This window comes from Pseudomonas sp. GW821-FHT09C08 (assembly GCF_059418125.1).
In genome coordinates, this window is sequence record NZ_JBWKPG010000003.1 from 533,391 (window position 1) to 559,923 (window position 26,533).

Annotated in this window: 27 protein-coding genes; 21 read left to right on the forward strand and 6 right to left on the reverse strand. The window is 62.9% G+C overall.

The features are described 5' to 3' along the window. Positions 1 to 113: 113 nt before the first annotated feature. From AC07OJ_RS13520 to madM, 15 genes are all read left to right on the forward strand, one after another. A complete protein-coding gene (locus AC07OJ_RS13520) occupies positions 114 to 5,930 on the forward strand; it encodes an Hpt domain-containing protein (RefSeq protein ID WP_495094645.1) in 5,817 nt (1,938 codons plus the stop codon). After that, positions 5,923 to 6,378 (forward strand): chemotaxis protein CheW, encoded by a 456-nt coding sequence (locus AC07OJ_RS13525; protein ID WP_262132627.1) that lies wholly within the window; start codon positions 5,923 to 5,925, stop codon positions 6,376 to 6,378. The genes AC07OJ_RS13520 and AC07OJ_RS13525 overlap by 8 nt, the downstream gene beginning before the upstream one ends. Before the next feature lie 103 nt (positions 6,379 to 6,481). Next, positions 6,482 to 6,901, forward strand: coding sequence for a hypothetical protein (locus tag AC07OJ_RS13530; RefSeq protein ID WP_495094646.1), 420 nt, complete (start codon positions 6,482 to 6,484; stop codon positions 6,899 to 6,901). Between the two features lie 521 nt (positions 6,902 to 7,422). Further along, positions 7,423 to 7,662 carry a DUF6124 family protein gene (locus AC07OJ_RS13535; RefSeq protein ID WP_106802398.1) on the forward strand — a complete coding sequence of 80 codons (240 nt, stop codon included), beginning with the start codon at positions 7,423 to 7,425 and terminating at the stop codon, positions 7,660 to 7,662. Positions 7,663 to 7,723: 61 nt separating this feature from the next. Beyond that, the gene (locus tag AC07OJ_RS13540) at positions 7,724 to 8,353 is read left to right on the forward strand and encodes a nucleotidyltransferase domain-containing protein (RefSeq protein ID WP_213554043.1); all 630 of its coding nucleotides are present in this window, start codon (positions 7,724 to 7,726) and stop codon (positions 8,351 to 8,353) included. Further along, on the forward strand, positions 8,316 to 8,750 hold the full coding sequence (locus AC07OJ_RS13545) for a hypothetical protein (RefSeq protein WP_106802400.1): 435 nt from the start codon (positions 8,316 to 8,318) through the stop codon (positions 8,748 to 8,750). Before AC07OJ_RS13540 ends, AC07OJ_RS13545 begins: the two co-directional genes overlap by 38 nt. 324 nt (positions 8,751 to 9,074) lie before the next feature. After that, positions 9,075 to 10,745, forward strand: coding sequence for a malonate decarboxylase subunit alpha (mdcA, locus tag AC07OJ_RS13550; RefSeq protein ID WP_495094647.1), 1,671 nt, complete (start codon positions 9,075 to 9,077; stop codon positions 10,743 to 10,745). Next, positions 10,746 to 11,579: a triphosphoribosyl-dephospho-CoA synthase gene (locus AC07OJ_RS13555; RefSeq protein WP_495094648.1), complete on the forward strand. Its 834-nt coding sequence runs from the start codon at positions 10,746 to 10,748 to the stop codon at positions 11,577 to 11,579. Beyond that, entirely contained in the window at positions 11,579 to 11,878 is a 300-nt protein-coding gene (locus AC07OJ_RS13560; RefSeq protein WP_213554037.1) for a malonate decarboxylase subunit delta, read from the forward strand. Before AC07OJ_RS13555 ends, AC07OJ_RS13560 begins: the two co-directional genes overlap by 1 nt. Further along, positions 11,871 to 12,710: a biotin-independent malonate decarboxylase subunit beta gene (locus tag AC07OJ_RS13565; RefSeq protein WP_495094649.1), complete on the forward strand. Its 840-nt coding sequence runs from the start codon at positions 11,871 to 11,873 to the stop codon at positions 12,708 to 12,710. The genes AC07OJ_RS13560 and AC07OJ_RS13565 overlap by 8 nt, the downstream gene beginning before the upstream one ends. Beyond that, on the forward strand, positions 12,707 to 13,477 hold the full coding sequence (gene mdcE, locus AC07OJ_RS13570) for a biotin-independent malonate decarboxylase subunit gamma (RefSeq protein ID WP_120450306.1): 771 nt from the start codon (positions 12,707 to 12,709) through the stop codon (positions 13,475 to 13,477). Before AC07OJ_RS13565 ends, mdcE begins: the two co-directional genes overlap by 4 nt. Further along, entirely contained in the window at positions 13,471 to 14,067 is a 597-nt protein-coding gene (locus tag AC07OJ_RS13575) for a malonate decarboxylase holo-ACP synthase (protein ID WP_495094650.1), read from the forward strand. The genes mdcE and AC07OJ_RS13575 overlap by 7 nt, the downstream gene beginning before the upstream one ends. Next, positions 14,064 to 14,963 carry a malonate decarboxylase subunit epsilon gene (gene mdcH, locus AC07OJ_RS13580; RefSeq protein WP_106802406.1) on the forward strand — a complete coding sequence of 300 codons (900 nt, stop codon included), beginning with the start codon at positions 14,064 to 14,066 and terminating at the stop codon, positions 14,961 to 14,963. The genes AC07OJ_RS13575 and mdcH overlap by 4 nt, the downstream gene beginning before the upstream one ends. Positions 14,964 to 15,030: 67 nt before the next feature. Continuing rightward, on the forward strand, positions 15,031 to 15,444 hold the full coding sequence (gene madL, locus AC07OJ_RS13585; RefSeq protein ID WP_064454526.1) for a malonate transporter subunit MadL: 414 nt from the start codon (positions 15,031 to 15,033) through the stop codon (positions 15,442 to 15,444). 1 nt (position 15,445) lies between these two features. After that, a complete protein-coding gene (madM, locus tag AC07OJ_RS13590) occupies positions 15,446 to 16,210 on the forward strand; it encodes a malonate transporter subunit MadM (RefSeq protein ID WP_058426582.1) in 765 nt (254 codons plus the stop codon). Between the two features lie 17 nt (positions 16,211 to 16,227). Here madM and AC07OJ_RS13595 read toward each other — a convergent pair whose 3' ends face one another. From AC07OJ_RS13595 to AC07OJ_RS13605, 3 genes are read right to left on the reverse strand one after another with little or no spacing between them, the layout of a single operon-like run. Next, positions 16,228 to 17,148 carry a LysR family transcriptional regulator gene (locus AC07OJ_RS13595; protein WP_065904893.1) on the reverse strand — a complete coding sequence of 307 codons (921 nt, stop codon included), beginning with the start codon at positions 17,146 to 17,148 and terminating at the stop codon, positions 16,228 to 16,230. A 38-nt stretch (positions 17,149 to 17,186) separates the two neighbouring features. Then, on the reverse strand, positions 17,187 to 17,729 hold the full coding sequence (locus AC07OJ_RS13600; protein WP_065904891.1) for a chromate transporter: 543 nt from the start codon (positions 17,727 to 17,729) through the stop codon (positions 17,187 to 17,189). After that, positions 17,729 to 18,295 (reverse strand): chromate transporter, encoded by a 567-nt coding sequence (locus AC07OJ_RS13605; RefSeq protein WP_106802407.1) that lies wholly within the window; start codon positions 18,293 to 18,295, stop codon positions 17,729 to 17,731. Before AC07OJ_RS13605 ends, AC07OJ_RS13600 begins: the two co-directional genes overlap by 1 nt. Before the next feature lie 203 nt (positions 18,296 to 18,498). Here AC07OJ_RS13605 and trhA point away from each other — a divergent pair, with 203 nt between their 5' ends. Further along, positions 18,499 to 19,116, forward strand: coding sequence for a PAQR family membrane homeostasis protein TrhA (gene trhA, locus AC07OJ_RS13610; protein ID WP_065904887.1), 618 nt, complete (start codon positions 18,499 to 18,501; stop codon positions 19,114 to 19,116). 23 nt (positions 19,117 to 19,139) lie between these two features. On the opposite strand, the gene AC07OJ_RS13615 is transcribed toward trhA, so the two are convergent. After that, positions 19,140 to 20,042, reverse strand: a complete 903-nt coding sequence (locus tag AC07OJ_RS13615) for a LysR family transcriptional regulator (protein WP_495094651.1) — start codon at positions 20,040 to 20,042, stop codon at positions 19,140 to 19,142. Positions 20,043 to 20,149: 107 nt separating this feature from the next. Here AC07OJ_RS13615 and AC07OJ_RS13620 point away from each other — a divergent pair, with 107 nt between their 5' ends. From AC07OJ_RS13620 to AC07OJ_RS13630, 3 genes are read left to right on the forward strand one after another with little or no spacing between them, the layout of a single operon-like run. Then, positions 20,150 to 21,391, forward strand: a complete 1,242-nt coding sequence (locus AC07OJ_RS13620) for a D-amino acid dehydrogenase (protein ID WP_282397443.1) — start codon at positions 20,150 to 20,152, stop codon at positions 21,389 to 21,391. A gap of 10 nt (positions 21,392 to 21,401) precedes the next feature. Further along, a complete protein-coding gene (locus AC07OJ_RS13625; protein WP_065904878.1) occupies positions 21,402 to 21,752 on the forward strand; it encodes a RidA family protein in 351 nt (116 codons plus the stop codon). 24 nt (positions 21,753 to 21,776) lie between these two features. Then, positions 21,777 to 22,679, forward strand: coding sequence for a transporter substrate-binding domain-containing protein (locus AC07OJ_RS13630; protein ID WP_495094652.1), 903 nt, complete (start codon positions 21,777 to 21,779; stop codon positions 22,677 to 22,679). Positions 22,680 to 22,732: 53 nt separating this feature from the next. Here the strand turns inward: AC07OJ_RS13630 and AC07OJ_RS13635 are convergent, their stop codons facing one another. Further along, the gene (locus AC07OJ_RS13635; protein ID WP_120450292.1) at positions 22,733 to 23,452 is read right to left on the reverse strand and encodes a 16S rRNA (uracil(1498)-N(3))-methyltransferase; all 720 of its coding nucleotides are present in this window, start codon (positions 23,450 to 23,452) and stop codon (positions 22,733 to 22,735) included. Positions 23,453 to 23,517: 65 nt separating this feature from the next. Next, a complete protein-coding gene (locus AC07OJ_RS13640; protein ID WP_495094653.1) occupies positions 23,518 to 24,924 on the reverse strand; it encodes an adenosylmethionine--8-amino-7-oxononanoate transaminase in 1,407 nt (468 codons plus the stop codon). Between the two features lie 281 nt (positions 24,925 to 25,205). Here AC07OJ_RS13640 and AC07OJ_RS13645 point away from each other — a divergent pair, with 281 nt between their 5' ends. Beyond that, entirely contained in the window at positions 25,206 to 25,757 is a 552-nt protein-coding gene (locus AC07OJ_RS13645; protein ID WP_003216842.1) for a cytochrome b, read from the forward strand. A 32-nt stretch (positions 25,758 to 25,789) separates the two neighbouring features. Next, entirely contained in the window at positions 25,790 to 26,368 is a 579-nt protein-coding gene (locus AC07OJ_RS13650; RefSeq protein WP_065904872.1) for a YceI family protein, read from the forward strand. The last annotated feature ends 165 nt before the right edge of the window (positions 26,369 to 26,533 follow it).

A 26,533-nucleotide genomic window follows, 5' to 3' on the forward strand; every position in this document is an offset into this window, starting at 1 on the left:
TCAGTGGATACATCTGCAGCTGACCCACCGCCATCGCAGGCAAGCCAGCGCCCACATGGATCTCCAGGGGTCTTGGCGACACACGCAATTCACGAATTCTAAGCGGAGCAGTTATGGTTGATCGGCACGACTACGTGGCCCTCGAATGGGTCAAGGGCGACATTGCCGAAACCCTGAAGCAGGCCCGGTCGGCGCTCGATACCTATGTCGACACCAGCGATGGCGATGCGATCGCCGAGTGTTTGGCCGGTATCCACCAGGTCCACGGTGCGCTGCAAATGGTCGAGTTCTACGGCGCGGCGCTGCTCGCCGAAGAGATCGAAGAACTGGCCCTGGCCCTGCAGGCCGGGCGTGTCAGCCGGCGCGATGAAAGCATCCGCCTGCTGCAACAGGCCCTCGGTCAATTGCCGTTGTACCTGGACCGCATCCACAGCGCCCGCCGCGACCTGCCGTTGGTAGTGTTGCCGCTGCTCAACGACCTGCGCACCGCACGCGGTGAAAGCCTGCTCTCGGAAACCAGCCTGTTCAGCCCGCAACTGCTGTCGATTGCACCGCTGCCCGACGAAGCCCTGGCCCAGCGCGCCGCCCCTGACCTTGCCGAGCAACTGCGCCAGTGGCACCAATTGCTGCAACAGGCCCTGGCCGGCCTGCTGCGTGAAGACCACGGCCCGAGCAACCTGGAAGACATGGCGCGGGTCTTTGCCCGCCTTGAAGCCCTGTGCCAGGGCGCGCCGCTGTTGCCGCTGTGGCAGGTCACCTCGGCGCTGGTCGAAGGCATGCTCACCGGCGTGATCGCCAACAGCCCGGCGCTGCGCAGCCTGCTCAAGGCCAGTGACAAGGAACTCAAGCGCTTGCTGGCCCAGGGCATTGGTGCGATCAACCGGCCGGCGCCGGATGAATTGCTCAAGAGCCTGCTGTTCTACGTGGCCAAGGTCACCCGGCCGACGCCGCGCATGCAAAGCCTCAAGGAGCGCTACGGCCTGGATGAGGCCTTGCCCGACAGTGCCGTGGTCGATGCCGAACGCGCGCGCCTGGCCGGGCCGGACCGCAATGCCATGGGCTCGGTACTCGGTGCGTTGTGCGAGGAACTGGTGCGGGTCAAGGAACGTCTCGACCTGTTCGTGCGCAGCGACCGCCAGCACACCAGCGACCTCGACGCGCTGCTCGCGCCGCTGCGGCAGATCGCCGATACCCTGGCCGTGCTGGGCTTTGGCCAGCCACGCAAAGTGATTATCGACCAGCTCGCCGTGGTGCTGAGCCTGGCCCAGGGGCAGCGCGAGCCGAATGACGCGGTGCTCATGGATGTCGCGGGTGCCTTGCTGTATGTCGAAGCGACGCTGGCCGGCATGGTCGGCACCGTCGAGCCGGAAAGCCGCGAAGAGAGCCGCCTGCCGACCACGGACCTGACCCAGATTCATCAACTGGTGATCCGCGAGTCCTGCCAGTGCCTGCGCCAGGCCAAGGAGTTAGTGATTGATTGCATCGAAGCGCAGTGGGACCGCCAGCGCCTGGAATCCCTGCCGGAGCTGCTGAGCCAGGTACGCGGTGCGCTGGCGATGATTCCGCTGCCACGGGCGGCGAGCCTGATGCGCGGTTGCACCGATTATGTCGATGAACAGTTAATGACCCACGACAGCCCGCCTTCCGAGGCGCAGTTGGGGCATTTTGCCGATGTGATCAGCAGCCTGGAATACTACCTCGAACGCATGCTCCAGGACCCCGACGCCGCCGGCGAACGAGTGCTGGAGCTGGCCACCCAGGGCTTGGCCGCGCTGGGTTATCTGCCCGCCGAAAAGCCTTGGCGCCAGGCGCTGGTCGCGCCGGACGGGGCACTCTCGACCGAGATCGCACCCAGCCAATCCCAATTCGACGCCTTGGCCAGTCCCACTTCGCGCCTCAACCCGCCGGCCCTGCAGCGTCCCGGCAGCCTGCTGCCGCCGCCGGCCGATGAGGAGCCGATCGACGACGAGCTGCGTGAGGTCTTCCTCGAAGAAACCGACGAAGTCCTTGAGGTGCTGCACCGCTCCTTGCCCAACAGCGCCGATAAAACCGCCCAGGGCGAAATGCGCCGCGCCTTCCACACCCTCAAGGGCAGCGGCCGCATGGTGCGTGCGCTGGTGCTGGCCGAGCTGGCCTGGGCCGTGGAGAACCTGCTCAACCGCGTGCTGGAACGCAGCGTGGCGCTCGGTCCCGAGGTGCAACAGGTGCTGGACGAGGCGGTGGATTTGCTGCCGGAACTGATCGCCGATTTTGCCACCGACGACCAGCACCAGCGTGATGCAGTCGACGCCCTGGCCGCTCGCGCCCACGCCTTGGCCAGCGGTGCGCAGGCGCCGGTTGCCGAAGCCCATGACCCGATGCTGCTGGAGATCTTCCGCAACGAAGCCCAGAGTCACCTGGAGAGCCTCAACCACTTCCTGCAAGAGGCCGCCGAGCATGTGCCGCTGCAGGTCAGCGATGAATTGCAGCGCGCCCTGCATACCCTCAAGGGCAGCGCCTACATGGCTGGTGTGCTGCCTATCGCCGAGCTGGCGCGTCCGCTCGATCACCTAACCCGCGAGTACAAGGCGCACCGCCTGCCACTGGACCTGGACGAAGTGGAGTTGCTGCTCGAAGCCGAGGGCCTGTTCCAGCGCGGGCTGCGCCGCCTGAGCGATCCCCTGGCGCCGATCCAGGGCGCGCAGGACCTGATCAATCGGACCCAAAGCCTGCTCGATCAACAGCTCGCAGCGCTGCTCGACGCGCCCAACACCGGCCTGCGCATCAAGCGCGACCCGCAGTTGATCGCCAACTTCCTGGCCCAGGGCATGGACATCCTGCTTGACGCCGAAAGCCTGCTGCGCCGCTGGCAACAGCACCCCGGCGAACGCCAGGAGCTCACCGCGCTGCTCGACGAACTGACCACGCTGGGCGAGGGCGCGCACGTCGCCGACCTGCACGCCATCGACGAACTGTGTGAAGCCTTGCTCGACCTGTATGGCGCCGTGGAAGAGAGCAGCCTGGCGGTCAGCGAGCGGTTTTTCCAGGAGGCCGAGCAGGCCCATGAAGCGTTGATCAGCATGCTCGACCAACTGGCCGCCGGGCAGGAAATCAACCCGGCGCCGGCACGGGTCGAGGCGCTGCGCGAACTGCTGGATGAGGCGCTCGATCCGTCCGCCACCGGCCTGATCAAAAGTGATGGCAGCCGCGCCCTGAGCATCTCCGAACTGGGCGCCGCGACGCAGCAGCTGGAGCACGACACCGCCATGGACGACGAGATCGTCGAGATCTTCCTGGAAGAGGCGGTGGATATCCTCGACAGCGCCGGGCAGTCCCTCAAGCGCTGGTTGCTGGAGCCCGACAGCGCGGCGCCGTTGTCCTCATTGCAGCGCGACCTGCACACCCTAAAGGGCGGCGCGCGGATGGCCGAAATCGGCCCGGTGGGCGACCTGGCCCATGAGCTGGAATGCCTTTACGAAGGCCTGGTGGACCGTCGCTACAGCTACTCCCCCGAGCTGTCCCAAGTACTGATGGCCAGCCATGAACGCCTTGCGCTGCAGCTGGAAGAGCTGCAACACCATCAGCCCCTGAGTGACAGCGCCGAGTTGATCGCCAAGGTGCGCGCGCTGCGCCAGGGCGGTACGTCCTCCGCCGCTGCGCAGGCCGCTGAAACCTCGAGCGCCGACCCGGAGTTGCTGGATATCTTCCTTGAAGAGGCCGCCGACATTCTCGACAGTTCCGGCAGCGCCTTGCTGCGCTGGCAGGCCGAGCCGAACAATCGCCAGGAAGTCGAAACTCTGCTGCGCGACCTGCACACCCTCAAGGGTGGCGCGCGCATGGTCGAGATCGGGCCGATTGGTGATCTGGCGCATGAACTGGAGTTTCTCTACGAGGGTTTGTCCGCCGGCTTGCTGGCGCCGTCCGACGAGTTGTTTGCATTGCTGCAAGGCTGCCATGACCGCCTGGCGCAGATGATCGATGCGGTCGCCGATGGCCTGCCGGTGGGTTCGGTGGACAAGCTGATCGAGCGCATCAAAAGCCTCGTGCACCCCAGCGATGAACCGGTGGTGCCGGTGGCATTGCCGGCGGGCAAGGTCGAAGCAGCGGTAGACCCCGCTGCGGACATGGTGAAAATCTCCGCCGACCTGCTCGACGACCTGGTCAACCTCGCCGGTGAGACCTCGATTTTTCGTGGCCGGATCGAGCAGCAGGTCAACGACGCGCGCATCGCTCTGACTGAAGTGGAAACCACCATCGAGCGCATGCGCGACCAACTGCGCCGCCTCGACACCGAGACCCAGGGCCGCATCCTCAGTCGCCAGCAGGCCGAGGCCGAACGCCTGGGGTATGAAGAATTCGACCCGCTGGAAATGGACCGCCATTCACAGTTGCAGCAATTGTCCCGCGCACTCTCTGAATCGGCCTCCGACCTGCTCGACCTCAAGGACACGCTTGAACGCCGCAACCAGGACGCCCACGACCTGTTGCAGCAACAGGCACGCATCAACACCGAGTTGCAGGAAGGCCTGATGCGCACGCGCATGGTGCCGTTCGAGCGCATGCTGCCGCGCCTCAAGCGCATTGTGCGCCAGGTGGCGGGCGAGCTGGGCAAGGACGTGGAATTCATCGTCGGCAATGCCGAGGGTGAGATGGACCGCAACGTGCTGGAGCGCATGGCCGCGCCGCTCGAACATATGCTGCGCAACGCCGTCGACCATGGCCTGGAATCCCGCGACGCACGCTTGGCCGCCGGCAAGCCGGAGAAGGGGCGCATCACCCTGGACCTGACCCACGAAGGCGGCGACATCGTCTTCGACATGCGCGACGACGGCGCCGGCGTGCCCCTTGAAGCGGTGCGGCGCAAGGCGATCAAGCGTGGCCTGCTCGATCCCAATCAAGAGATCAGCGACCGTGACGTCTTGCAGTTCATCCTGCAGCCGGGGTTCTCCACGGCGGAAAAAATCACGCAGATCTCCGGGCGTGGCGTGGGCATGGACGTGGTGCATGAAGAGGTGCGTCAACTCGGCGGCTCGATGTTCATTGATTCGACGCCGGGCGAGGGCGTGCACTTTCGCATTCGCCTGCCCTTCACCGTGTCGGTCAACCGCGCGCTGATGGTGCAATGCGCAGACGACCAATACGCGATCCCGCTCAACACCATCGAGGGCCTGGTGCGCGTGCTGCCGCACGAGTTGGCCGGGCACTATCAGCAAGACCCGCCGCGCTACGAATACGCCGGCCAGCGCTACGAGCTGTTCTACCTCGGCGACCTGCTACACACCGTTGCCCGTCCGAAATTGCTCGGCCAGTACCAGCCGGTGCCGGTGCTACTGGTGCAGTGCAACGAGCGCCGCGTGGCGGTGCACGTGGATGCCATGGCCGGCACGCGCGAGATTGTGGTCAAGGGCCTGGGCCCGCAGTTTGCCGGGGTGCAGGGATTGTCCGGGGCGACCATCCTCGGGGATGGCCGCGTGGTGCTGATCATCGATTTGCTCGCGCATATCCGCGCGCGGCAACCGGCGTTGCCGGCGCAGACGGTTGACGCGCCACTGATCCTCAACGACCCGCTGAAAAAGCGCCCGCTGCTGGTGTTGGTGGTGGACGACTCGGTCACCGTGCGCAAAGTTACCAGCCGCCTGCTGGAACGCAACGGCATGAACGTGCTCACGGCCAAAGACGGCATCGACGCCATCGCCGTGCTCGAAGAACACACCCCGGACCTGATGCTGCTCGACATCGAAATGCCGCGCATGGACGGTTTCGAGGTGGCCATCCAGGTGCGTAACGACCCGCGACTGATGCGGCTGCCGATCATCATGATCACCTCGCGTACCGGCCAGAAACACCGCGACCGCGCCATGGCGATTGGCGTCAACGACTACCTCGGCAAGCCGTATCAAGAGTCGGTGCTGCTGGAAAGCATCGCCTATTGGAGCAAGTCCCATGCTTGACCACCGCGCCAGCCAACTCACCGGCCTGCTCCTGCCCCTGGCCGACCGCCACCTGGTGCTGCCCAACGTCGCCATCGCCGAGCTGATCGACTTCCAACGCGGCGAACCGGCCAGCGATGCGCCGCCATGGTATTTGCGGCAAGTGACGTGGCGTGATCGGCAATTGCCATTGATCAGCTTCGAAGCGGTATGCGGCGAGGCCATCGTGACGGGAGAGCGCTCGCGCATTGTGGTGTTGAACGCCTTGGGCGGGCGGCCGACGTTGAAGTTTATTGCGCTGGTGATTCAGGGAATTCCGCGTTCTTACAAGCTCGATAGCCAGTTGAGTTATGTCGATGTGCCGCTGTGCCCGCTGGAACTGGCAGCGGTACAGGTGGGCGAGCATGTGGCGAAGGTGCCGGATTTGATGGGGTTGGAGGCGCTGCTGGTGGAGTCCGGATTGGCCTGAACCCCACAATCAAATCCCGTGAAGATCAAAATGTGGGAGCTGGCTTGCCTGCGATGGCGTGACGACCCGCGAGATCAATATTGGATAAGGAGAGGTATTGAGTATGCAATTTCTCAAGGCCATTAAGGGACTCACACCTGTTCTGCGTAATTGCTTGCTGGCGGTCTGCCTGATCTATATCGGCGGCGGCTGGCTCATGTCATCCGGAGCGCCGGCTCTGGACGAAGTGGTGTTGAAGTATTCCTTGGGCAACGGTAATTCGATTTACGGTGCGCGAGATGGCCAAGGCGGAGCGACGGTGGGCTTTTCCTACAGATACTACGTCCATAAGGATCTGGGTAATGATCAGGAAATACTCACCACATTAGTGTCGGCACATCCCTTTCTGAAAACCCAAGAGCCCACTGTGCAAGTGAATGAGCAGGATGGCGAGCTTCGATTGGATGTTCAGGGGCGGGTGTATGAGTACAAGAGTTATGCCCTCGAAGGCCTGGGAGGGGCCAAGGTGGTCATGGCGTTGTGATTCTCGATGCTGCGCGCGAGGTTGGGCAATATCAATGTGGCGAGCGGGCTTGCCCCGCGTTGGGCTGCGCAGCAGCCCCAAAACCTGCCCACGGTTTACATCTGATACACCGCATTGATCTGCCTGGGGCTGCTTCGCAGCCCAACGCGGGGCAAGCCCGCTCGCCACAGGAAGTGCTTTGCCTTGAGAGTTGTGGTGTGCCTTCGGATTTTTCCTGCAGGATTTTGAGCCTTGCATGAACTTGTCGCGTGCAGTCAGCGCGCCTAGTCTTCGTCCCGTCATCGCAAAAAACGGTGACACGGACGTGCAAGTCCGGTTACATGTCGGCGCACCAGCGCCCATAGCCATCCAGCGGGCGTTTTTTATGCCTGCTGTATTCGTTATGGCGGCTGTGCGTGGGAGATCCCTTGGGGTCTGCCGGGGTCCGATATGCCCGGTCTTGCACACCTGCGCACGGCTGCCACCTTATTTGCGTGCAAGCGGAAGAGGGCAGTTTCCATCACATATCGGAGCTGTTAATCATGGTCAAACCTACCCCCAATCCGCCCCTCTTCACCGTAACCCCCCACCAAGACACCGAAACCCTGCTGGTCAACGCCAGCGAAACCCTGTCCTCCCTCAACGCGCTCACCTGCAACCTGGCCTTCGACCTGGACACTTCTCAGCGCGCCATCATGCTCGGGATCCAGCAAATGGCCGAGATGGGGCAGTTGTTGGTGGATCAAGCGCTGGAGCAGATTTCTCCCTCCCCAGCGGCTTAAAACTTGATCGTTCCCAAAAAGGGACCTATCGTTCCCTTTTTGGGACTCTTTGGTCGCCGTCATGCACACCTTACCGCTCAGCACCGCGCTCTTCACTGTCACCCAGCAAAAAGTGCTGGGCCTGCTTTTCGGTAAGCCCGACAAAAGCTTCTTCACCAATGAAATTGCGCGGTGGGCTCAGGTGGGCAAAGGTAGTCTCACCCGTGAACTGGAGCGCTTGCAGTCAGCGGGCATTTTGAGCATGACGCGCCAGGGCAACCAAACCCACTACCAGGCCAACCCTCAATGCCCGATCTACTCGGAGCTGTTAGCCATTGTGCGCAAGACGCTGAGCCTGGATGAGCCATTGCGCAATGCATTGGCACCGTTCGCCGAGCATATAACCTGGGCCTTTATCTACGGCTCCATCGCCAAGGGCGAGGCGCACTCATCCAGTGACATAGATCTGATGCTGATTGGCCAAAGCCTCAACTACAGTGAAGTCATGGAGCGGCTTATACCGTTGGAAGAGCAACTGGGGCGCCCCATCAACCCGACGCTTTACACCCCTGAAGACTGGATTGGCAAATGGAATGCCGGGAACAGTTTTGTGCAGCGGGTCGTGCAGCAGGACAAGATCAATCTGATGGGGGGCAACCCCCTGGTATCCACGGATGGACAGCAAAGCAAACCTGGAGAATCTGCAACGTAGCGGTGGCTTGAAAGCTGAGCCGCCGGATCGCAAGGAGTGTGATGGGCTGATGCGTTCGGCCAGGGATCGGTTGAAGGACGCCGGTAATGCCGCGTTATCGTTCGCCAGTCGTTTCGACCTGGCTTATAACGCCGCCCATGCTCTCGCACTCACGGCCTTGCGCCTGCAAGGCTATCGCTCGGACAAACGCTATCTGGTCTTTCAATGTCTGGTTCACACCACCGACGTGGGCAAGGTGGCGGTAAGGTTGTTGGCCCTGTGTCATGAGCGTCGAAACCTGGCGGAATATGAAGGGTATATGGATGAGGATGAGGCGCTGCTAGGCCAGTTGGTTGATAGCGCGACGGCACTGCTGAATAAAGTGGAAGTTATGTTGGCTGGCCATGAGTGGCGATAGGGAGGGGCCGGCGTCCGCTTGCGAAAAAGGTCCCAAACAGGGACTGATCAGCCCCCTTGGGGACCGCTATCTCACAGACACCACTGAACAAATGTGGGAGGGGGCTTGCCCCCGATGGCTGAGTGTCAGTTGATACATCACTTGGCTGATCCACCGCCATCGGGGGGCAAGCCCCGTCCCATGTTTTTGATCTTCACTGGGCTCCGGTCAGCATTTGCTGATGCTCCATTACTCCAGCCGTAATGATCCGTCGCCCAGCTTGATTGATGGCCCCCCGAATCACTCCTAAGGTACAGCCCACGACAGCAAACCCGTGGAGCGACCATGACAACGACAATAACCCCCGACTCGCGCTGGACGCGGCGGCGCGACGAGAAGCAGCGGCGGCTCGGGCTGGTCAAGCACTTTGCCGACGGGGCCGTGTTGCCCAGTGACAAGATCGTCGCGGCGCTTGAGGCGTTGATCCTCCCCGGCGACCGCGTGGTGCTGGAGGGCAACAACCAGAAGCAAGCTGACTTCCTTTCGCGCTCCCTGGCCAAGGCCGACCCGGCCAAGCTCCACGATTTGCACATGATCATGCCCAGTGTCGGCCGCTCCGAGCACCTGGACCTGTTTGAAAAGGGCATCGCGCGCAAGCTGGACTTTTCGTTCGCCGGCACTCAATCCCTGCGCATCAGCCAGTTGCTGGAAGACGGCCTGCTGGAAATCGGCGCGATCCATACCTACATCGAACTCTACGCGCGGCTGGTGGTGGACTTGATCCCCAATGTGGTGCTGTCTGCCGGGTTCATGGCCGACCGCGCCGGCAATATCTACACCGGTGCCAGCACCGAAGACACCCCGGCATTGATCGAGCCTGCCGCGTTCAGCGATGGCATCGTGATCGTGCAGGTCAACCAGTTGGTGGATGACGTCAGCGACTTGCCCCGCGTGGACATCCCCGCCAGTTGGGTGGATTTCGTGGTGGTGGCCGACAAGCCGTTCTACATCGAACCGCTGTTCACCCGTGACCCGCGCCACATCAAGCCGGTGCATGTGCTGATGGCGATGATGGCGATCCGTGGCATCTACGAAAAACACAATGTGCAATCGCTCAACCACGGCATCGGCTTCAACACCGCCGCCATCGAGCTGATCCTGCCCACCTACGGCGAGTCCCTGGGCCTTAAGGGCAAAATCTGCCGCAACTGGACCCTCAACCCACACCCGACCCTGATCCCTGCGATTGAAAGCGGCTGGGTGGAAAGCGTGCATTGCTTCGGCACCGAACTGGGCATGGAAAACTACATCGCCGCGCGCCCGGATGTGTTCTTCACTGGCCGCGACGGTTCGATGCGCTCCAACCGGATGTTCTGCCAACTCGCTGGCCAGTACGCGGTGGACCTGTTTATCGGCGCGACCCTGCAAGTCGACGGCGACGGCCATTCCAGCACCGTGACCCGTGGGCGTCTCGCCGGGTTTGGTGGCGCACCGAACATGGGTCACGACCCGCGCGGTCGTCGCCACGGCACACCGGCCTGGCTGGACATGCGTCACGACGATGCGCCAGAAGCCTTGCTCGAACGCGGCAAGAAGCTGGTGGTGCAGATGGTCGAGACCTTCCAGGAAGGCGGCAAGCCGACCTTTGTTGAGACCCTCGACGCGGTGGAGGTGGCGCGCAAAAGCGGCATGCCGCTGGCGCCGATCATGATCTACGGCGACGACGTGACCCATCTGCTCACCGAAGAAGGCATCGCCTACCTGTACAAGGCGCGTTCACTCGAAGAACGCCAGGCAATGATCGCCGCCGTCGCCGGGGTGACGGCCATCGGCATGCGCCACAACCCAAAAGAGACCGCACGCATGCGTCGCGAAGGCTTGATTGCCTTGCCCGAAGACTTGGGCATTCGCCGCACCGATGCCACCCGCGAGTTGTTGGCGGCCAAGAGCGTCGCCGACCTGGTGGACTGGTCGGGTGGGTTGTACAACCCGCCCGCCAAATTCAGGAGCTGGTAAATGCGCGCCCTCAAACTGCATGAACTTAGCCTGGCTGATCGCCTGGCAGACATGGCCGTCGACGCGTTGATCGATGAGGCTGACTTATCGCCCAAGCCCGCCCTCGTGGATCGGCGTGGCAATGGTGCCCACGACGATTTGCACCTGGGCCTGATGCACGCGTCGGCGCTGTCGCTGTGGCCGATGTTCAAGGAAATGGCCGAGGCAGCGATTGACGTCGGTGAAGTCGGCCTGCCCCTGCGCGAAGCCCTTGGGCGCATCGGCCGCGAAGGTGAGCAAGCCATGCTCGCCACTACCGGCGGCGTGAATACCCATCGCGGTGCGATCTGGGCGCTTGGCTTGCTGACCGCAGCGGCGGCGTTGGAGCCGCGCGCCGTGACACTCACCGCGGCCAAGCTGGCCTTGCTCAACGACCGCTACGCCCCGCAACCGATGAGCCACGGCGCCCAGGTCGCACAGCGCTTCGGCGCACGGGGCGCCCGTGAGGAAGCGCAACTGGGCTTCCCTTCGGTGGTGCAACGCGGCCTGCCGCAACTGCACAAGAGCCGCCGGCAAAACGTCGGCGAACAGAACGCGCGCCTGGATGCCTTGCTCGCGATCATGACGGACCTGGCCGATACCTGTGTGCTCTATCGCGCCGGCCTGGAAGGCCTGCATGCCATGCAGGTCGGCGCCCAGGCCGTGCTCGATGCAGGCGGCAGCGCGACCCTCGCCGGTCGCCGTCAGTTGCATGAATTGGACCACCAACTGCTGGCCCTGAATGCCTCCCCCGGTGGCGCCGCCGACCTGTTGGCCGCCTGCCTGTTTATCGACCGCCTCGACGGAGCGTTGTGATGGAAACCTTATCCTTTGAATTCCCCGCCGGGCAGCCGCCAAAAGGCCGTGCGCTGGTGGGTTGCGTTGGCTCGGGTGACCTGGAAGTGCTGCTGGAGCCGGGCACGCCGGGCACGCTGACCATCCAGGTGCAGACCTCGGTGAATGGCGCCGCGCTCCGCTGGCAGCATCTGTTCGAACGGATCTTCCAGGAACAGACGCCACCGGCCTTGAAGATTGATATTCACGATTTCGGCGCCACCCCAGGCGTGGTGCGCCTGCGCCTGGAGCAGGGCTTCGAGGAGATCGGCCATGACTGACCTCACCAAACACAGCTTCGTCGAACTGGGCGCCCGGCAGCGGGCCAAGTCCTTGTTGGACGCCGGTTCCTACCGCGAACTGATCGACCCATTCCAACGCGTCATGTCGCCCTGGCTCAGCCGCCAAGGTGTGGTGCCGCAGGCCGATGACGGGGTGGTGATTGCCAAGGGCAGCATCGATGGAAAACCGGTGGTGATTGCCGCCATCGAGGGCAACTTCCAGGGCGGCAGCCTTGGCGAAGTAGGCGGTGCAAAAATCGCCGGCGCTTTGGAGCTGGCAGCCGAGGACAATCGCAAGGGCATCCCGACCCGCGCCGTGCTGTTGCTGGAGACTGGCGGCGTGCGCCTGCAGGAAGCCAACCTGGGCCTGGCCGCGATTGCCGACATCCACGCGGCGATTGTCGACCTGCGCCAGTATCAACCGGTGATTGGTGTGGTGGCGGGCAGTGTCGGGTGCTTTGGCGGCATGTCCATCGCCGCCGGGCTGTGCAGCTACCTGGTCGTGACCCGCGAAGCACGCCTTGGCCTCAATGGCCCGCAAGTGATCGAACAGGAAGCCGGCCTGGAAGAATACGATTCGCGCGACCGCCCGTTTATCTGGAGCCTGACCGGCGGCGAGCAGCGCTTCAACAGCGGCCTGGCCGACCGCTACGTGGCAGACGATGTGACGCAGATCCAGCAGACCGTCACTGCATTGCTGCAACAAGGCTTGCCTGCTCAACAGCGCAGCCGTCAGGCCGAACATTACCTGGCGCGTCTTGCGCAACTGGACGCCACGCCGCAAATCGACGGGGCAACGGTACGCGACCTGTATCAAGGAGAACGCTCATGAGAGGCTTGCAGTGGTTCAACGCATTGAGCGCCGGCGCCACCCCTGTCGACGGTCTGCCGCAGTCGCTGAGGGTTGCCGACGGTGTCTTGGGTGAGCAGACGGTGCGCTTTGTCGCCGTGGTCAGCGACCCTCAGAACCGCTTCCCGCGCGCCCGTAACGGCGAAGTCGGGTTGCTCGAAGGCTGGGGCCTGGCCAAGGCGGTGGATGAAGCCATCGCCCACGGGGACCAGCGTCCGATCATCGCCATCGTCGATGTACCGAGCCAAGCCTACGGCCGTCGCGAAGAAGCCCTCGGCATTCACCAGGCCCTGGCCGCCGCCGCCGACAGCTATGCGCGCGCCCGGTTGGCCGGCCACCCGGTGATCGCGCTGCTGGTGGGCAAGGCGATGTCCGGGGCGTTCCTCGCCCACGGCTACCAGGCCAACCGCCTGATCGCCCTGCGTGACCCCGGTGTGATGGTGCACGCCATGGGCAAGGCCTCGGCGGCGCGGGTGACCCTGCGCAGTGTCGAGGAGCTGGAAGCCCTGGCCGCCAGCGTGCCGCCGATGGCTTATGACATCGACAGCTATGCCAGCTTGGGGCTGTTGTGGGAGACCTTGTCGGTCAGCCAGATTGAACAGCCCACGCCGGACGATGTGGCGCGGGTCAGCGATTGCCTGGTCAACGCGATCAAGGATATCGACGGCCGCGATTTGAGCGGGCGTCTCGGCGCGGCGAATCGCGCCGCCTCCAGCCATGTACGCCAGCTGCTGCGGGAGCAATGGTGAACGCCCACGATTTGCTCTGGGGCATGACCCCGGCGCACGTGCCTGCCGACGCACCGGCCTGGGTACTGGAGGCCGTCGCCTCTGGCCATCCGGTGGTGGTGCGCCGCGCCATGGCCGAGCCGGGTCATGTGCCCGTCGGCGTACGCGGGCGGTTGCGTGAGCAGCGTTATGCCGCCCAGATGCCGCTAACGGCAGTGCAGCGGCGCGTGATCCCCGAGGCTCTGTGTGGTGTGGTCTCGCCACGGGATTTACCCGCGCTGCGCGCGCTCGATCTTTTGCGGCCGATGCTGGCGCAGGAGGCGTGGGGCGTCACGGGCAGCGCGGGTTTCGAGTTGGCCAGCGGGATTCGAGCGCTGCACGCGCAGAGTGATCTGGATTTGATCCTGCGTACGTCCGAGCGACTTGAGCGCGGTGATGCCGAGGATCTGCTGGCGATATTGAACACCGCACCGTGCGCCGTGGATCTGCAACTGCAAACCCCGTTTGGCGCCGTCGCCTTGCGCGAATGGGCAAGTGGGTCACGCCGCGTGCTGCTCAAGACCGCCAGCGGTGCACACCTTGTGCAGGACCCTTGGCAGGCCGTGGCATGAGCAGCCTCCTGGTCTTCCCGGGGCAGGGCGCCCAACGGCCGGGCATGCTTCACCAGCTGCCTGTGGAGGTGTTGGAGCAGGCCAGTGAGGCCTTGGGCGAAGACGTCCTGGCGCTCGACTCGGCGCAAGCCCTTGAGTCGACCCGCGCGGTACAACTCTGCCTGTTGATCGCCGGTGTGGCCCACGCCCGCCTCCTGCAACACACCCCGGATTATGTCGCGGGCCTGTCCATCGGTGCCTACCCGGCGGCGGTGATTGCGGGCGCGCTGGACTTCGACGAGGCCATCAAACTGGTCAGCCTGCGTGGCGAGCTGATGCAAAACGCTTATCCACATGGCTACGGCATGACCGCAATCATCGGCCCGGCGTTATCCACAGTGGAAAACCTGCTGGCCGAAATACACAGTGCTGAAACGCCGGTGTACCTGGCCAATATCAACGCTGACAACCAGACCGTCATTGCCGGCAGCAATGCGGCAATGAAGCTTGTCGCAGAGCGCATCCAAGGCAACGGCATCGCCAAGCGCCTGGCGGTCAGCGTGCCGTCCCATTGCGCGCTGCTGGATGCGCCTGCCCAGCGCCTGGCCCAGGCGTTCGGTGCACTCAAGCCGCCGCGCATCACTTACCTGAGCAGCACGCGTGCGCGGCCGATCCACAACCCCGAGCAATTGCGCGACGACCTGGCCTTCAATATGTGCCGCGTCGTCGACTGGCGCGGCACCGTGCAAAGCGCCTACGAGCGCGGCGTGCGCCTGCAGATCGAACTGCCGCCGGGCGCCGTGCTCACCGGCCTGTCACGCCGCGTGTTTGAACAGGGCACGGTGATCGCCTGTGAAGGCGCCCGCCTGGACACCTTGCAGGCCTTGCTGGAAGAGGAGGAGCGCCGCCACCGATAAAGCACCACCCAAGGCTTTCGAAGCACAAAAACAACAATTTCGATCGAGCACTTTGAGGACAACAACAATGATTATTTACGGTGTGGCATTGCTGGCGATCTGCACGCTCGCGGGCGTGATCATGGGCGACATGCTTGGCGTGTTGCTCGGCGTCAAATCCAACGTGGGCGGGGTGGGGATTGCTATGATCCTGCTGATCTGCGCCCGCCTGTGGATGCAAAAACGCGGCGGCATGACCAAGGATTGCGAGATGGGCGTGGGCTTCTGGGGCGCGATGTACATCCCCGTGGTCGTGGCGATGGCCGCGCAACAGAACGTGGTCACTGCCCTGCACGGCGGACCGGTCGCGGTGCTCGCGGCGATTGGTTCGGTGGTGGTGTGCGGGTGCACCATTGCCCTGATCAGCCGCACGCACAAGGGTGAACCTTTACCCGATGAAGAGCCGCTGATCACGCCGACACCTGTCGTGGGAGGCCGCTGATATGTGGGATCTCATTGAAAAAGGCTTGGAACATAACGGCCTGATCACCGCGTTTGCCTTCGTTGGCGTGGTCATGTGGATTTCCGTGGTGCTGTCCAAGCGACTGACCTTCGGGCGCATCCACGGTTCGGCGATTGCCATCGTCATTGGCCTGGTGCTGGCCTGGGTCGGCGGCACGATCACGGGCGGGCAAAAAGGCCTGGCCGACCTGGCGCTGTTCTCCGGTATCGGCCTGATGGGCGGCGCGATGCTGCGTGACTTCGCCATCGTCGCCACCGCGTTTGAGGTGCAGGCCACCGAAGCACGCAAGGCCGGCATGATTGGCGTGATTGCCTTGCTGCTGGGCACGATCCTGCCGTTTATCGTCGGCGCGAGCATGGCCTGGGTGTTTGGCTACCGCGATGCAATCAGCATGACCACCATCGGCGCGGGCGCGGTGACCTACATCGTCGGCCCGGTGACTGGCGCGGCGATTGGCGCGACCTCGGATGTGATGGCGCTGTCGATTGCCACCGGGTTGATCAAGGCGATCCTGGTGATGGTCGGCACGCCCGTGGCGGCGCGTTGGATGGGCTTGGATAACCCGCGCTCGGCGATGGTGTTTGGCGGCTTGGCCGGCACCGTGAGTGGGGTGACGGCAGGCTTGGCGGCGACGGATCGGCGATTGGTGCCGTATGGCGCGCTGACGGCGACGTTCCATACCGGGCTGGGGTGTTTGCTCGGGCCTTCGCTGCTGTACTTCATCGTGCGTGGGTTGGTGGGCTGACCCCCGATAGCGGAGTGTCAGGCTGTCCCCTGCCGATTGGCATACATCCGACACTCCGCCAACAACGCCAGCAAGTTCGGGTCTCTTTCCTTGGCCTTCAGGAACACCACGCCGATATGCTGCTGCAACCGATACCTGGGTTGCAGCGGTATCAGCTTCACGCGGTTCTCGTACACCGCCGCAATCCTTCCCGGCAGCAGCGCATAACCCACGCCCGAACTGACCATGCTCAACAGCGTGAAGATGTCATTGACCTGCATCGCCACCTTCGGCTCGAACCCCGCCTGCTTGAACACGCGATTGCCATCCTGGTGCGTGGCGAAGCCCTGGGTGAGGGTGATGAAGGTCGCGTCGCGCACGTCGGCAAGGTCGATTTCCCGCTCGCGGTCGAAGGGCGAATCGGCCGGGGTGGCGAGGAAGATGTCGTCGCTGAACAAGGCAATCTGTTCGCAGTCGGGGTCGTTGGCGTGCTCATCCAGAGAGATGAGGATCGCGTCCACTTCCATGTTCTTGAGCTTGTACAGCAGGTCGAAATTCGAGCCCAGGATCAGGTCGATATTGAGTTCGCTGCGCCTGATTTTCAGGCCCATGATCAATTGCGGCACGGTCTTGACGGTCAGCGAGTACAGCGAGCCAAGCTTGAAGCGCTCGGCGGAGAACCCGGCGGCTTCGCGGGTCAGGCGCACGCTGTCGACCACATCGGCGATGAGTTTTTGCGCGCGCTCTTCAAGCACGTAGGCGCTTTCCAGCGGCGTGAGGTTGCGCCCTTCGTGTTTGAACAGCGGGCAGCGCAGGGCATTTTCCAGCGAGTGAATGGCGCGGTGCACGCTGACGTTGCTGGTTTGCAGCTCGGCGGCGGCGCGGGCCAGGTTGCCGGTGCGCATGAACGCCAGGAAGATCTCGAGCTTTTTGAGGGTGAATTCTTCGTCGATCAGCATGGCCATGGGCTCTTGTTCGAATGCCGTCGATTGTGCCCCTAAAACCAGTTCACTCCCAGCCATGCGCTGCACAGGCCCAGCACCACGCCGAGGATGATCAGCCAGATCGCGTTCAGGCGCGTGTAATACACCACGGCAGCACTGGCCAGCGTCAGCACCAGGCTGGTGGCATTGTTTTCCAGGCTGTTCATCAGGATGTAGGTCGAGGCGAGAATCAAGCCGATGGAGAGCGGCAGCAGGCTGCGCTTGACGCGCTGCACCCAGGGCGTGCGGGTGTGACGCTCCAGCCAGCCGGCGCCGACGTAGGTCAACACCGAGCAAGGCACCAGTTTGGCGGCCAGCGCCACCAGCGCGCCGGGCAACCCTGCCGCCTGCTGGCCGATAAATACCAGGAACATGCCGTTCGGCCCCGGCAGCGCCTGGGACAGGGCGAAGAACGCGACGAATTGCGCGTCGGTGATCCAGTTCATGTCAGTGACGGCGTAGCGGTGGATATCACTGATGGCCACGGTATTGCCGCCAATCGACATCAACGACCACAGCGCGCATTGGATCATCAGGTGCAGCAGCACGGTTTGCATCAGCCGGCCACCTTGTGTGTGCTGACAAAACTCAGGGCCAGCGAGCTGGGGATGCAGATCAGCAGCACCATCCACAGCGGCAGCACGAAAACCGCCATCAGCACGAAAGTCAGCACGAACGCGCTGTAGTTGGCGAGGGTGCGAGGCATGGCCTTGAGCAGGCGCAGGGTGGTGCCGAGCATCAGCCCGGTGGCGATCGGCATCACGGCGCCGAAGATCTGCTGCACCACCTCGTTGCTCCACCACTTGGCGTAGGCGAAACCGGCGAACACGGTGATCAGCGAGGGGAACAGGTACAGCCCGCAGACGGTCACAATCGCACCCGGCAAGCCATGCAGACGCCGGCCGTAGATGATGCCGACGTTGGCGATGTTGGGGCCGGGGAAGAACTGGCCGGTGGTCAGCAGCTCATTGAAGCCTTGCTCGCTGACCCAGCGGCGGCGGTCGACCATCATCTGCCGCGCCCAGGGCATCACGCCGCCAAAGCCGAACAGGCCGACCATGGCGAAGTTGTAAAACAGTTGCCATAGGCTGGGTTGCGGCGCGTCGGGTTCAAGCTCAGGCATTGTCGATACCATTGGGGGCAGGTGCACCCTTGCAGGGGCCGGCTTGCCGGCGATGAGGCCCTTGAGCCCTGCGCCAGCAAGGACGGTGTGAATCATCCGATGGGCAGTGGTGTCAGGGCAAATGAAGAAAGGTTGTTACCTGATAGTGAGTGACTGCGGTCAGAATGCTCAAGGTGATAACGGTTATTCGAGGTGAGTGACACATGTATCACGGGGAACGATTCAACGCCTGGAGCCATTTGCTCGGTGCGGTTGCAGCTTTTGTCGGTGCGGTATGGATGTTGGTGGTGGCGAGCCTGGACGGCAGCCCCTGGAAAATCGTCAGCGTGGCCATTTACGGCTTTACCCTGCTGGTGCTGTACAGCGCGTCCACCGTGTACCACAGCGTGCAGGGGCGACGGAAAGAGATCATGCAGAAGGTCGATCACTTCTCGATCTACCTGTTGATTGCCGGCAGCTATACGCCGTTCTGCCTGGTCACGCTGCGCGGGCCATGGGGCTGGACGCTGTTCGGAATTGTGTGGGGGCTGGCGGTGATCGGCATCCTGCAGGAAATCAAGCCGCGGTCCGAGGCGCGCATCCTGTCGATCGTGATCTACGCGGTGATGGGCTGGATCGTACTGGTGGCGGTCAAGCCGCTGCTCGCCGCGCTGGGCACGGCGGGGTTCGCCTGGCTGGCGTCGGGCGGGGTGCTGTATACCGTGGGCATCATCTTTTTTGCCCTGGAGGATCGCCTGCGGCATTCCCATGGCATCTGGCACCTGTTCGTGATCGGCGGCAGCCTGCTGCATTTTGTGGCGATCATGCACTACGTGCTGTGACCGTCACTTGCCGGCGATTACGCTTACAGGCGTTCCAGTAGCTCGCGGGCACGCTTGCCGAAAATCTGCAGCAGGTTCGCCAGCATGTGCGGCGGCGGTTCGTCGGCGCGGGTGAGGGCGTACAAGGTGATCGGCAAGGGCGGCGTGAGCGTGCGGATGCGCGTGGTGGCGGTCGAGGCTCCCAGCGCGGTGAAGGGGTCGATCACCGTGAGCCCGGCGCCGGATTCCACCATGGCCCGGGCCAGCGAATAGGTTTGCACCGAGATCGTCACCTGGGGCGGCGGGTCGACGTTTTCCAGGTAACTGTCGAGTTTCGCGGCCAGCGGGTCGGCGCTGGACAGCCCGATCAGCGGCGCACCCGCCAGGTCGGCGAGCGGCAGCGGCTGGCGGGTTTCAGCCTCGGACCAATAGCCTTTGGACGCCAGCGCCACCAGCACGCCATTGGCCAACACCTGGGTGGTCAACCCCGGATGGCCGGAGAAGTTGAGCGTCAATGCCAGGTCGATCTCGCGCATCAACAGTTTCTGCACCAGTTCGCGGCTGTGGTCGCTGGACAGTTCGCAGGCGATGTCCGGGTAATCGTGCTTCCACTCCAGAATCGCCGGCGGCAGCAGCGACAGCGCCAGGGCCGGGATCGCGCCAATGCGCACACTTTGGCCCGGCTCGCGGCGCAAACTCTTGGCCAGGCGTCGCACGCCTTGCAGGCTCTGGGTGACTTTTTCCACTTCGCTTTCGAGCGCCAGGGCTTCCGGCGTGGGTTGCAGCTTGCCGCGCACCCGCAGGAACAGCGGAAAGCCCAATTGTAACTCCGCGTGTTGCAACACCTTGGTCACGGCCGGTTGCGACACATGCAGCAACTGCGAGGCAGCGCTGATGGAGCCGGTCTGGCGGATGGCCTGGAAGATCTCGATATGACGCAAGCGCATGGCGTGTCCATAACCTTTGTTTATAGGTGACCCATCTTTATTCATTGTCGGTGACCTGTCACCTGCCCCTAGGCTTGAGCCTTCTTATTCAACGGCTGGGGGCTGGCATGACCAGGCAGGTTTGCATCATCGGTGGAGGAGTTATCGGCCTGGCGAGTGCCTACGCGTTGGTGCGCGCCGGCCATGAAGTGACGGTGATCGAGGCACGCGACAGCCTGGGCAGCGAAACCAGTTTTGCCAATGGTGGGCAGTTGTCCTACCGCTACGTCGCCCCGCTGGCAGACGCCGGCGTGCCGCTGCAGGCGATTGGCTGGTTGCTGCGCGGCGATTCGCCGCTCAAGCTGCGCCCGCGCCTGGACCCACAGCAATGGCGCTGGATGGCGGCCTTCATCGGCGCTTGCCGCGGCTCGGTGAACAAACGCAACGCCGCGCACTTGCTGCGCCTGGCGAGCCTGAGCCAATCCACCTTGCAGCAATGGCGCGTCGATGACGGCCTGGATGGTTTCGACTGGCGACGCAACGGCAAGCTGGTGACTTTTCGCAACGCCGACACCTTCGAGCGGGCGCGCAGCAAGGTCACCGACGTCCTGCAGCAGCAGGTGCTGTCGGCGGTAGATTGTGCGCGCCTGGAGCCGACACTCGCGGCAGGTGGGTTTGTCGGCGGCATCTACACGCCCAACGAGGAAGTGGCGGACTGTCATGCCTTCTGCCAGCAGCTGGCGGCGCGTCTTCAAGCGTCGGGTCGCTGTACCTTCATGCTGGGGCGCAAGGTCACCGGGATCCTGCATGCCGACGGTGCGGTACAGGCTATCGAACTGGGCGGCGAAGTGATGCCGGTGCAGCAATTGGTGCTGGCTGCCGGGCATCGCAGTGCCGAGTTGGCGTTGCCGGGCTTGTCACTGCCGCTGTACCCGCTCAAGGGCTACAGCCTGAGCGTGCCGATTGGCGCGCAGCACCGCGCGCCGAACGTGAGCATCACCGACTACGACCGCAAGATTGTCTACGCGCGCATCGGCGAACAACTGCGGGTGGCGGCGATGGTGGATATCGTCGGCTTCGACGCCAGCCTTGAGCCCAAGCGCCTGGCACTGATCAAGCGCCAGGCAATCGAGACATTTCCTACAGCTGGCGACTACACGCATGCGCTGGAATGGGCCGGTATGCGCCCGGCTACCCCGACCGGCGTGCCGCTGATTGGCGCCAGCCTCTATCGCAACCTGTGGCTGAACCTGGGCCACGGTGCCCTGGGCTTTACCCTGGCGTGCGGCAGCGGCCAATTGCTCGCCGAGTTGATCGGCCAACACGTCCCTTCCATTGATATGCAGGGCCTGGCGCCCCGCGCCGCATAAGGATGCACCCATGACCATCACGCGAATCAGCAGCAACGAACGACTGTCCGGCGCCGTCACCTTCAAGGACCTGGTATTCCTCTCGGGCCAGGTGCCGGGCGAGGGTGTCGACGTGGCGACCCAGACCCGCGAAGTGCTGGCGAAGATCGACGGGCTGCTGGCCCAGGCCGGCAGTGACAAGGATCATGTCTTGAATGCGACCATTTACTTGAAAGATATCGGCAACGGTTTCGCCCCAATGAATGATGTGTGGTCTGCCTGGCTGTCGCCGGGCATGGCGCCGACGCGCACCACCTTGCAGGCGGAATTGGCGCGACCGAGTGTGCTGGTGGAAATCAGCGTGATTGCTGTCCGTAAATAACTCAAAGACCAACGGAGAATAACAATGAAAAAAATCCTGTTGACCGGTTGCACCCTGGGGCTGTTGCTGGGGGCGCAGGCCCATGCCAATCAAGCGCCGCTGGACGGCACGCTGGGCAAGATCGCCAGCGCCAAGTCGATCACCTTGGGCTATCGCGATGCGTCGGTGCCGTTTTCCTACGTGGGGGATAGCAGTGGCAAACCCATGGGGTATTCGGTGGACCTGGCGAGCAAGATCGTCGAGCGCATCGAGGAGAAAACCGGGGTGGCCGATCTCAAGGTGAAATACAACCTGGTGACTTCCCAGACGCGTATCCCGCTGGTACAGAACGGCACCGTCGACCTCGAATGCGGCTCCACCGGGGTGACTGCAGAGCGACAGCAACAGGTGGCATTTTCCTACGGCTTTATCTACGTGAAGGGGCAATTGCTGACCGCCAAGGACAGCGGTATCCAGGGCTTTGACGACCTCAAGGGCAAAAACGTGGTGACCACCGCCGGTACCACCAACGAGCGGTTTCTCAAGAACTACAACGCCGAGCACAAGACCAATATGTTCGTGATCAGCGCCAAGGACCACGGCGAGGCGTTCAAGATGCTCGAGACCGGTCGCGCGGCGGCGTTCTATATGGACGATGCGCTGCTCTACGGTGAGCGCGCCAAGGCCAGGGATCCGCACAAATGGGTGGTGGTCGGCAAAGAGCAGTCGCGGGAAATCTACAGCTGCATGGTGCGCAAGGGCGACCCGCAGTTTCTCGCGGTGGTCAACGAGGCACTGGGCGACCTGTACCGCTCGGGGGCGATCAACGGGATTTACCAGCGTTGGTTTGAACAGCCGATTCCGCCCAAGGGCTTGAACCTGGAGTTCCCGATGACCAGCGAGTTGAAGGCGATCATTGCCTCGCCGGTGAGTGACCCGGTGGAGTGATCACCCGGTCAACCGTAGGCGCCGGCGTGCCGGCGCTTGCGTTGGAGGCGGGGTTAGAAATCGCCCCAGAGTTGCTGGGCCACCGCCAAAGCGACGACGGGCGCCGTCTCGGTCCGCAATACGCGCGGGCCCAGGCGGGCGGCATGGAAGCCGGCGTCTTGCGCGGTTTGCACTTCATTGTCGGTCAACCCGCCTTCAGGGCCGATCAGGAAGGCCAGGCTGGCAGGCTTGGCATGGCTGACCAGCGGCTCGGCCACCGGGTGCAGGACCAGTTTCAAGTCGGCCTCGGTCTGCTTCAACCAGTCCGCCAGCAGCAGCGGTGGGTGAATCACTGGCACTGTCGAACGCCCACATTGCTCGCACGCGCTGATTGCCACCTGGCGCCAGTGCAGCAGGCGTTTGTCGGCGCGTTCATCCTTGAGGCGCACTTCGCAGCGCTCGCTGAAAATCGGCGTGATCGCGTTGACGCCCAGTTCGGTGGCTTTCTGTATCGCCCAATCCATGCGCTCGCCCCGCGACAACCCCTGGCCGAGGTGGATGTGCAGCGGCGATTCGGCCTGCCCGGCGAAGCTTTGCGTGAGTTGCACGCTGACGCGCTTCTTGCCGACATCCAGCAAAGTGCCCAGGAACTCCTGGCCTGAACCGTCGAACAACTGCACGGCGTCGCCTTCGTTCATGCGCAGTACACGGCTGATGTAGTGCGCCTGGGCTTCGGGCAGTTCGTGCTCGCCAAGGCTCAGCGGGGTGTCGGTGAAAAAGCGGGACAGTCTCATTTCTGTTCTCTGGAAAATGGGGTGTTTCTGCAGGCGCCGGCTTGCCGGCGCCTGCAGGGGTGTGATCAGCCGGGATCGCGAAAGCCTGGGTGGAAGTCCTTCGGCACGGCGACACTGACTTTGCTGTTGGTGGCAATGTCGATGCCTTCACTGGCCACCTCGGCCAGGAAATCGATCTGCTCCGGCGTGATCACATACGGCGGCAGGAAATACACCACGCTGCCCAAGGGCCGCAACAGCGCACCGCGTTCCAGGGCATGCTCGAAGACCTTCAGGCCACGGCGTTCCTGCCACGGGTAGGGGGTCTTGGTGGCTTTGTCCTGGACCATCTCGATGGCCAGGACCATGCCGGTCTGGCGCACTTCCGACACGTGCGGGTGGTCCACCAGGTGCGCGGTGGCGGTGGCCATGCGCTGGGCCAGGGCCTTGTTGTTCTCGATGACGTTGTCTTCTTCGAAAATATCCAGGGTCGCCAAGGCGGCCGCGCACGCCAGCGGGTTGCCAGTGTAGCTGTGGGAGTGCAGGAAGGCGCGCAGGGTCGGGTAGTCGTCGTAGAAGGCGTCGTAGACATCATCGGTGGTGACCACCGCCGCCAATGGCAGGTAGCCGCCGGTGAGGGCCTTGGACAAACACAGGAAATCCGGGCGGATACCGGCCTGCTCGCACGCGAACATGCTGCCGGTGCGGCCGAAGCCCACGGCGATTTCATCGTGGATCAGGTGCACGCCATAGCGGTCACAGGCTTCGCGCAGCAGCTTGAGGTACACCGGGTGGTACATGCGCATGCCGCCGGCGCCCTGGATCAGCGGCTCGACGATCACCGCCGCGACGCTGTCGTGGTTTTCGGCGAGGGTCTGCTCCATGGCCTGGAACATGTTGCGCGAATGCTCTTCCCAGCTCATGCCTTCGGGACGCAGGTAGCAATCCGGGCTCGGCACCTTGAGGGTGTCCAAGAGCAGCGCCTTGTAGGTTTCGGTAAACAGCGGCACATCGCCCACCGACATCGCGGCGATGGTTTCGCCGTGGTAGCTGTTGGTCAGGGTGACGAAGCGCTTCTTGTTCGGCAGGCCGCGGTTGAGCCAATAATGAAAGCTCATCTTCAGCGCCACTTCGATGCACGACGAACCGTTGTCGGCATAGAAACAGCGGGTCAGGCCTTCGGGCGTCATCGCCACCAGGCGCTCGGACAGTTCGATCACCGGTTGGTGGCTGAAACCGGCGAGGATCACGTGTTCGAGTTGGTCGACCTGGTCCTTGATGCGCTGGTTGATACGCGGGTTGGCGTGGCCGAACACGTTGACCCACCAGGAGCTGACGGCATCGAGGTAGCGCTTGCCTTCGAAATCTTCCAGCCACACGCCTTCACCGCGCTTGATGGGGATCAGCGGCAGTTGCTGGTGGTCTTTCATCTGGGTGCAGGGATGCCACAACACGGCCAGGTCGCGTTGCATCCACTGGTTGTTCAAGCCCATCGGTCATCTCCTCGAAGCGGTCCTGCGTGTGGCGCAGGTGAAACAGTCGCGCAAGCCTATGCAATGCAGGCCTGTGTCACAACCCATTGCGAGTTTGAAGCGTAAATTGGTGGTAAACGCAGGACAGTCCGTCACGTTTCTTCTGGATAGTCCTTAATCTCTTGTTAACTTACTCTGCATACGCTCTTGATCGTATTTCTCGATATTTCAAAGCGAAATTTTCCGCTTTAATTCGATAGGTAAATCGATAGTCTTGCCACAGCTCTTACGGGATTTGGGACATGCAACTACGTAATTCACCGGCCCGCTATGGCTGGGTCAGCATCGTTTTGCACTGGGGCGTGGCCCTGGTGGTGTTCGGTCTGTTCGCATTGGGCCTGTGGATGGTCGGTCTCGACTACTACAGTGCCTGGCGCAAAGACGCCCCGGACCTGCACAAGAGCATCGGCATTACGCTGTTCGCCATCATGCTCGTGCGGATCGTCTGGCGCCTGGTCAGCCCGCCGCCGCCACCGCTTGCCAGCTATAGCCGCATGACGCGTCTGGGGGCTGCATTTGGCCACGCGTTCCTGTATCTCGGGCTGTTTGCCGTGATGATTGCCGGTTACCTGATTTCCACCGCAGACGGTGTCGGGATCCCGGTGTTTGGCTTGTTTGAGATTCCTGCGCTGGTTTCCGGGCTACCGGACCAGGCAGACACTGCAGGCGTGGTGCATTTGTACCTGGCCTGGGTATTGGTGGTGTTCGCCGGCCTGCATGGCGTGGCCGCGCTGAAACACCATTTCATTGATCGTGATGTGACCCTGGTTCGTATGCTGGGGCGCAAAGCCTGATGTTCAACCTCGACTCACAAGGAATAGAAAGCATGTTGAAAAAGACGCTCGCCGCTCTGGCAATCGGTACCGCCCTGCTGTCTGCTGGTCAGGTGATGGCCGCCGACTACAAGATCGACAAGGAAGGCCAGCACGCCTTCATCGACTGGAAAATCAGCCACCTGGGCTACAGCTACATCCACGGTACCTTCAAGGACTGGGATGGTTCGTTCAGCTGGGATGCCGCCAAGCCTGAAGCCAGCAAAATCGCGGTCGACGTGAAAACCGCCAGCCTGTGGTCGAACCACGCAGAACGTGACAAGCACATCGCCAGCAAGGACTTCCTCGATGTTGGCAAGTTTGCCGATGCCAAGTTCGTGTCCACCGCTGTTAAATCCACCGGCGAAAAAACCGCTGACGTGACGGGCGACCTGACTTTCCACGGCGTGACCAAGCCTGTGACCTTCAAGGCGACCTTCAACGGTGAAGGCAAGGATCCATGGGGCGGCGAACGTGCTGGCTTCAACGCCACCACTACCGTCAACCTGAACGACTTCGGCATCAAAGGCCCAGGCCCGTCCTCGCAGACTGTAGACCTGGACATCTCGCTGGAAGGCGTCAAGCAGAAGTAATTTCTGTTATTACCCGAAAAAACCGGATCCTGAGATCCGGTTTTTTTATGCCTGGAATGCACGCAATGTGGGCGCTGGCTTGCCTGCGATGCGGGCACATCGAAGCATCAGGCACACCGAGTCGATACCATCGCAGGCAAGCCAGCTCCCACAGTTGATCAGTGT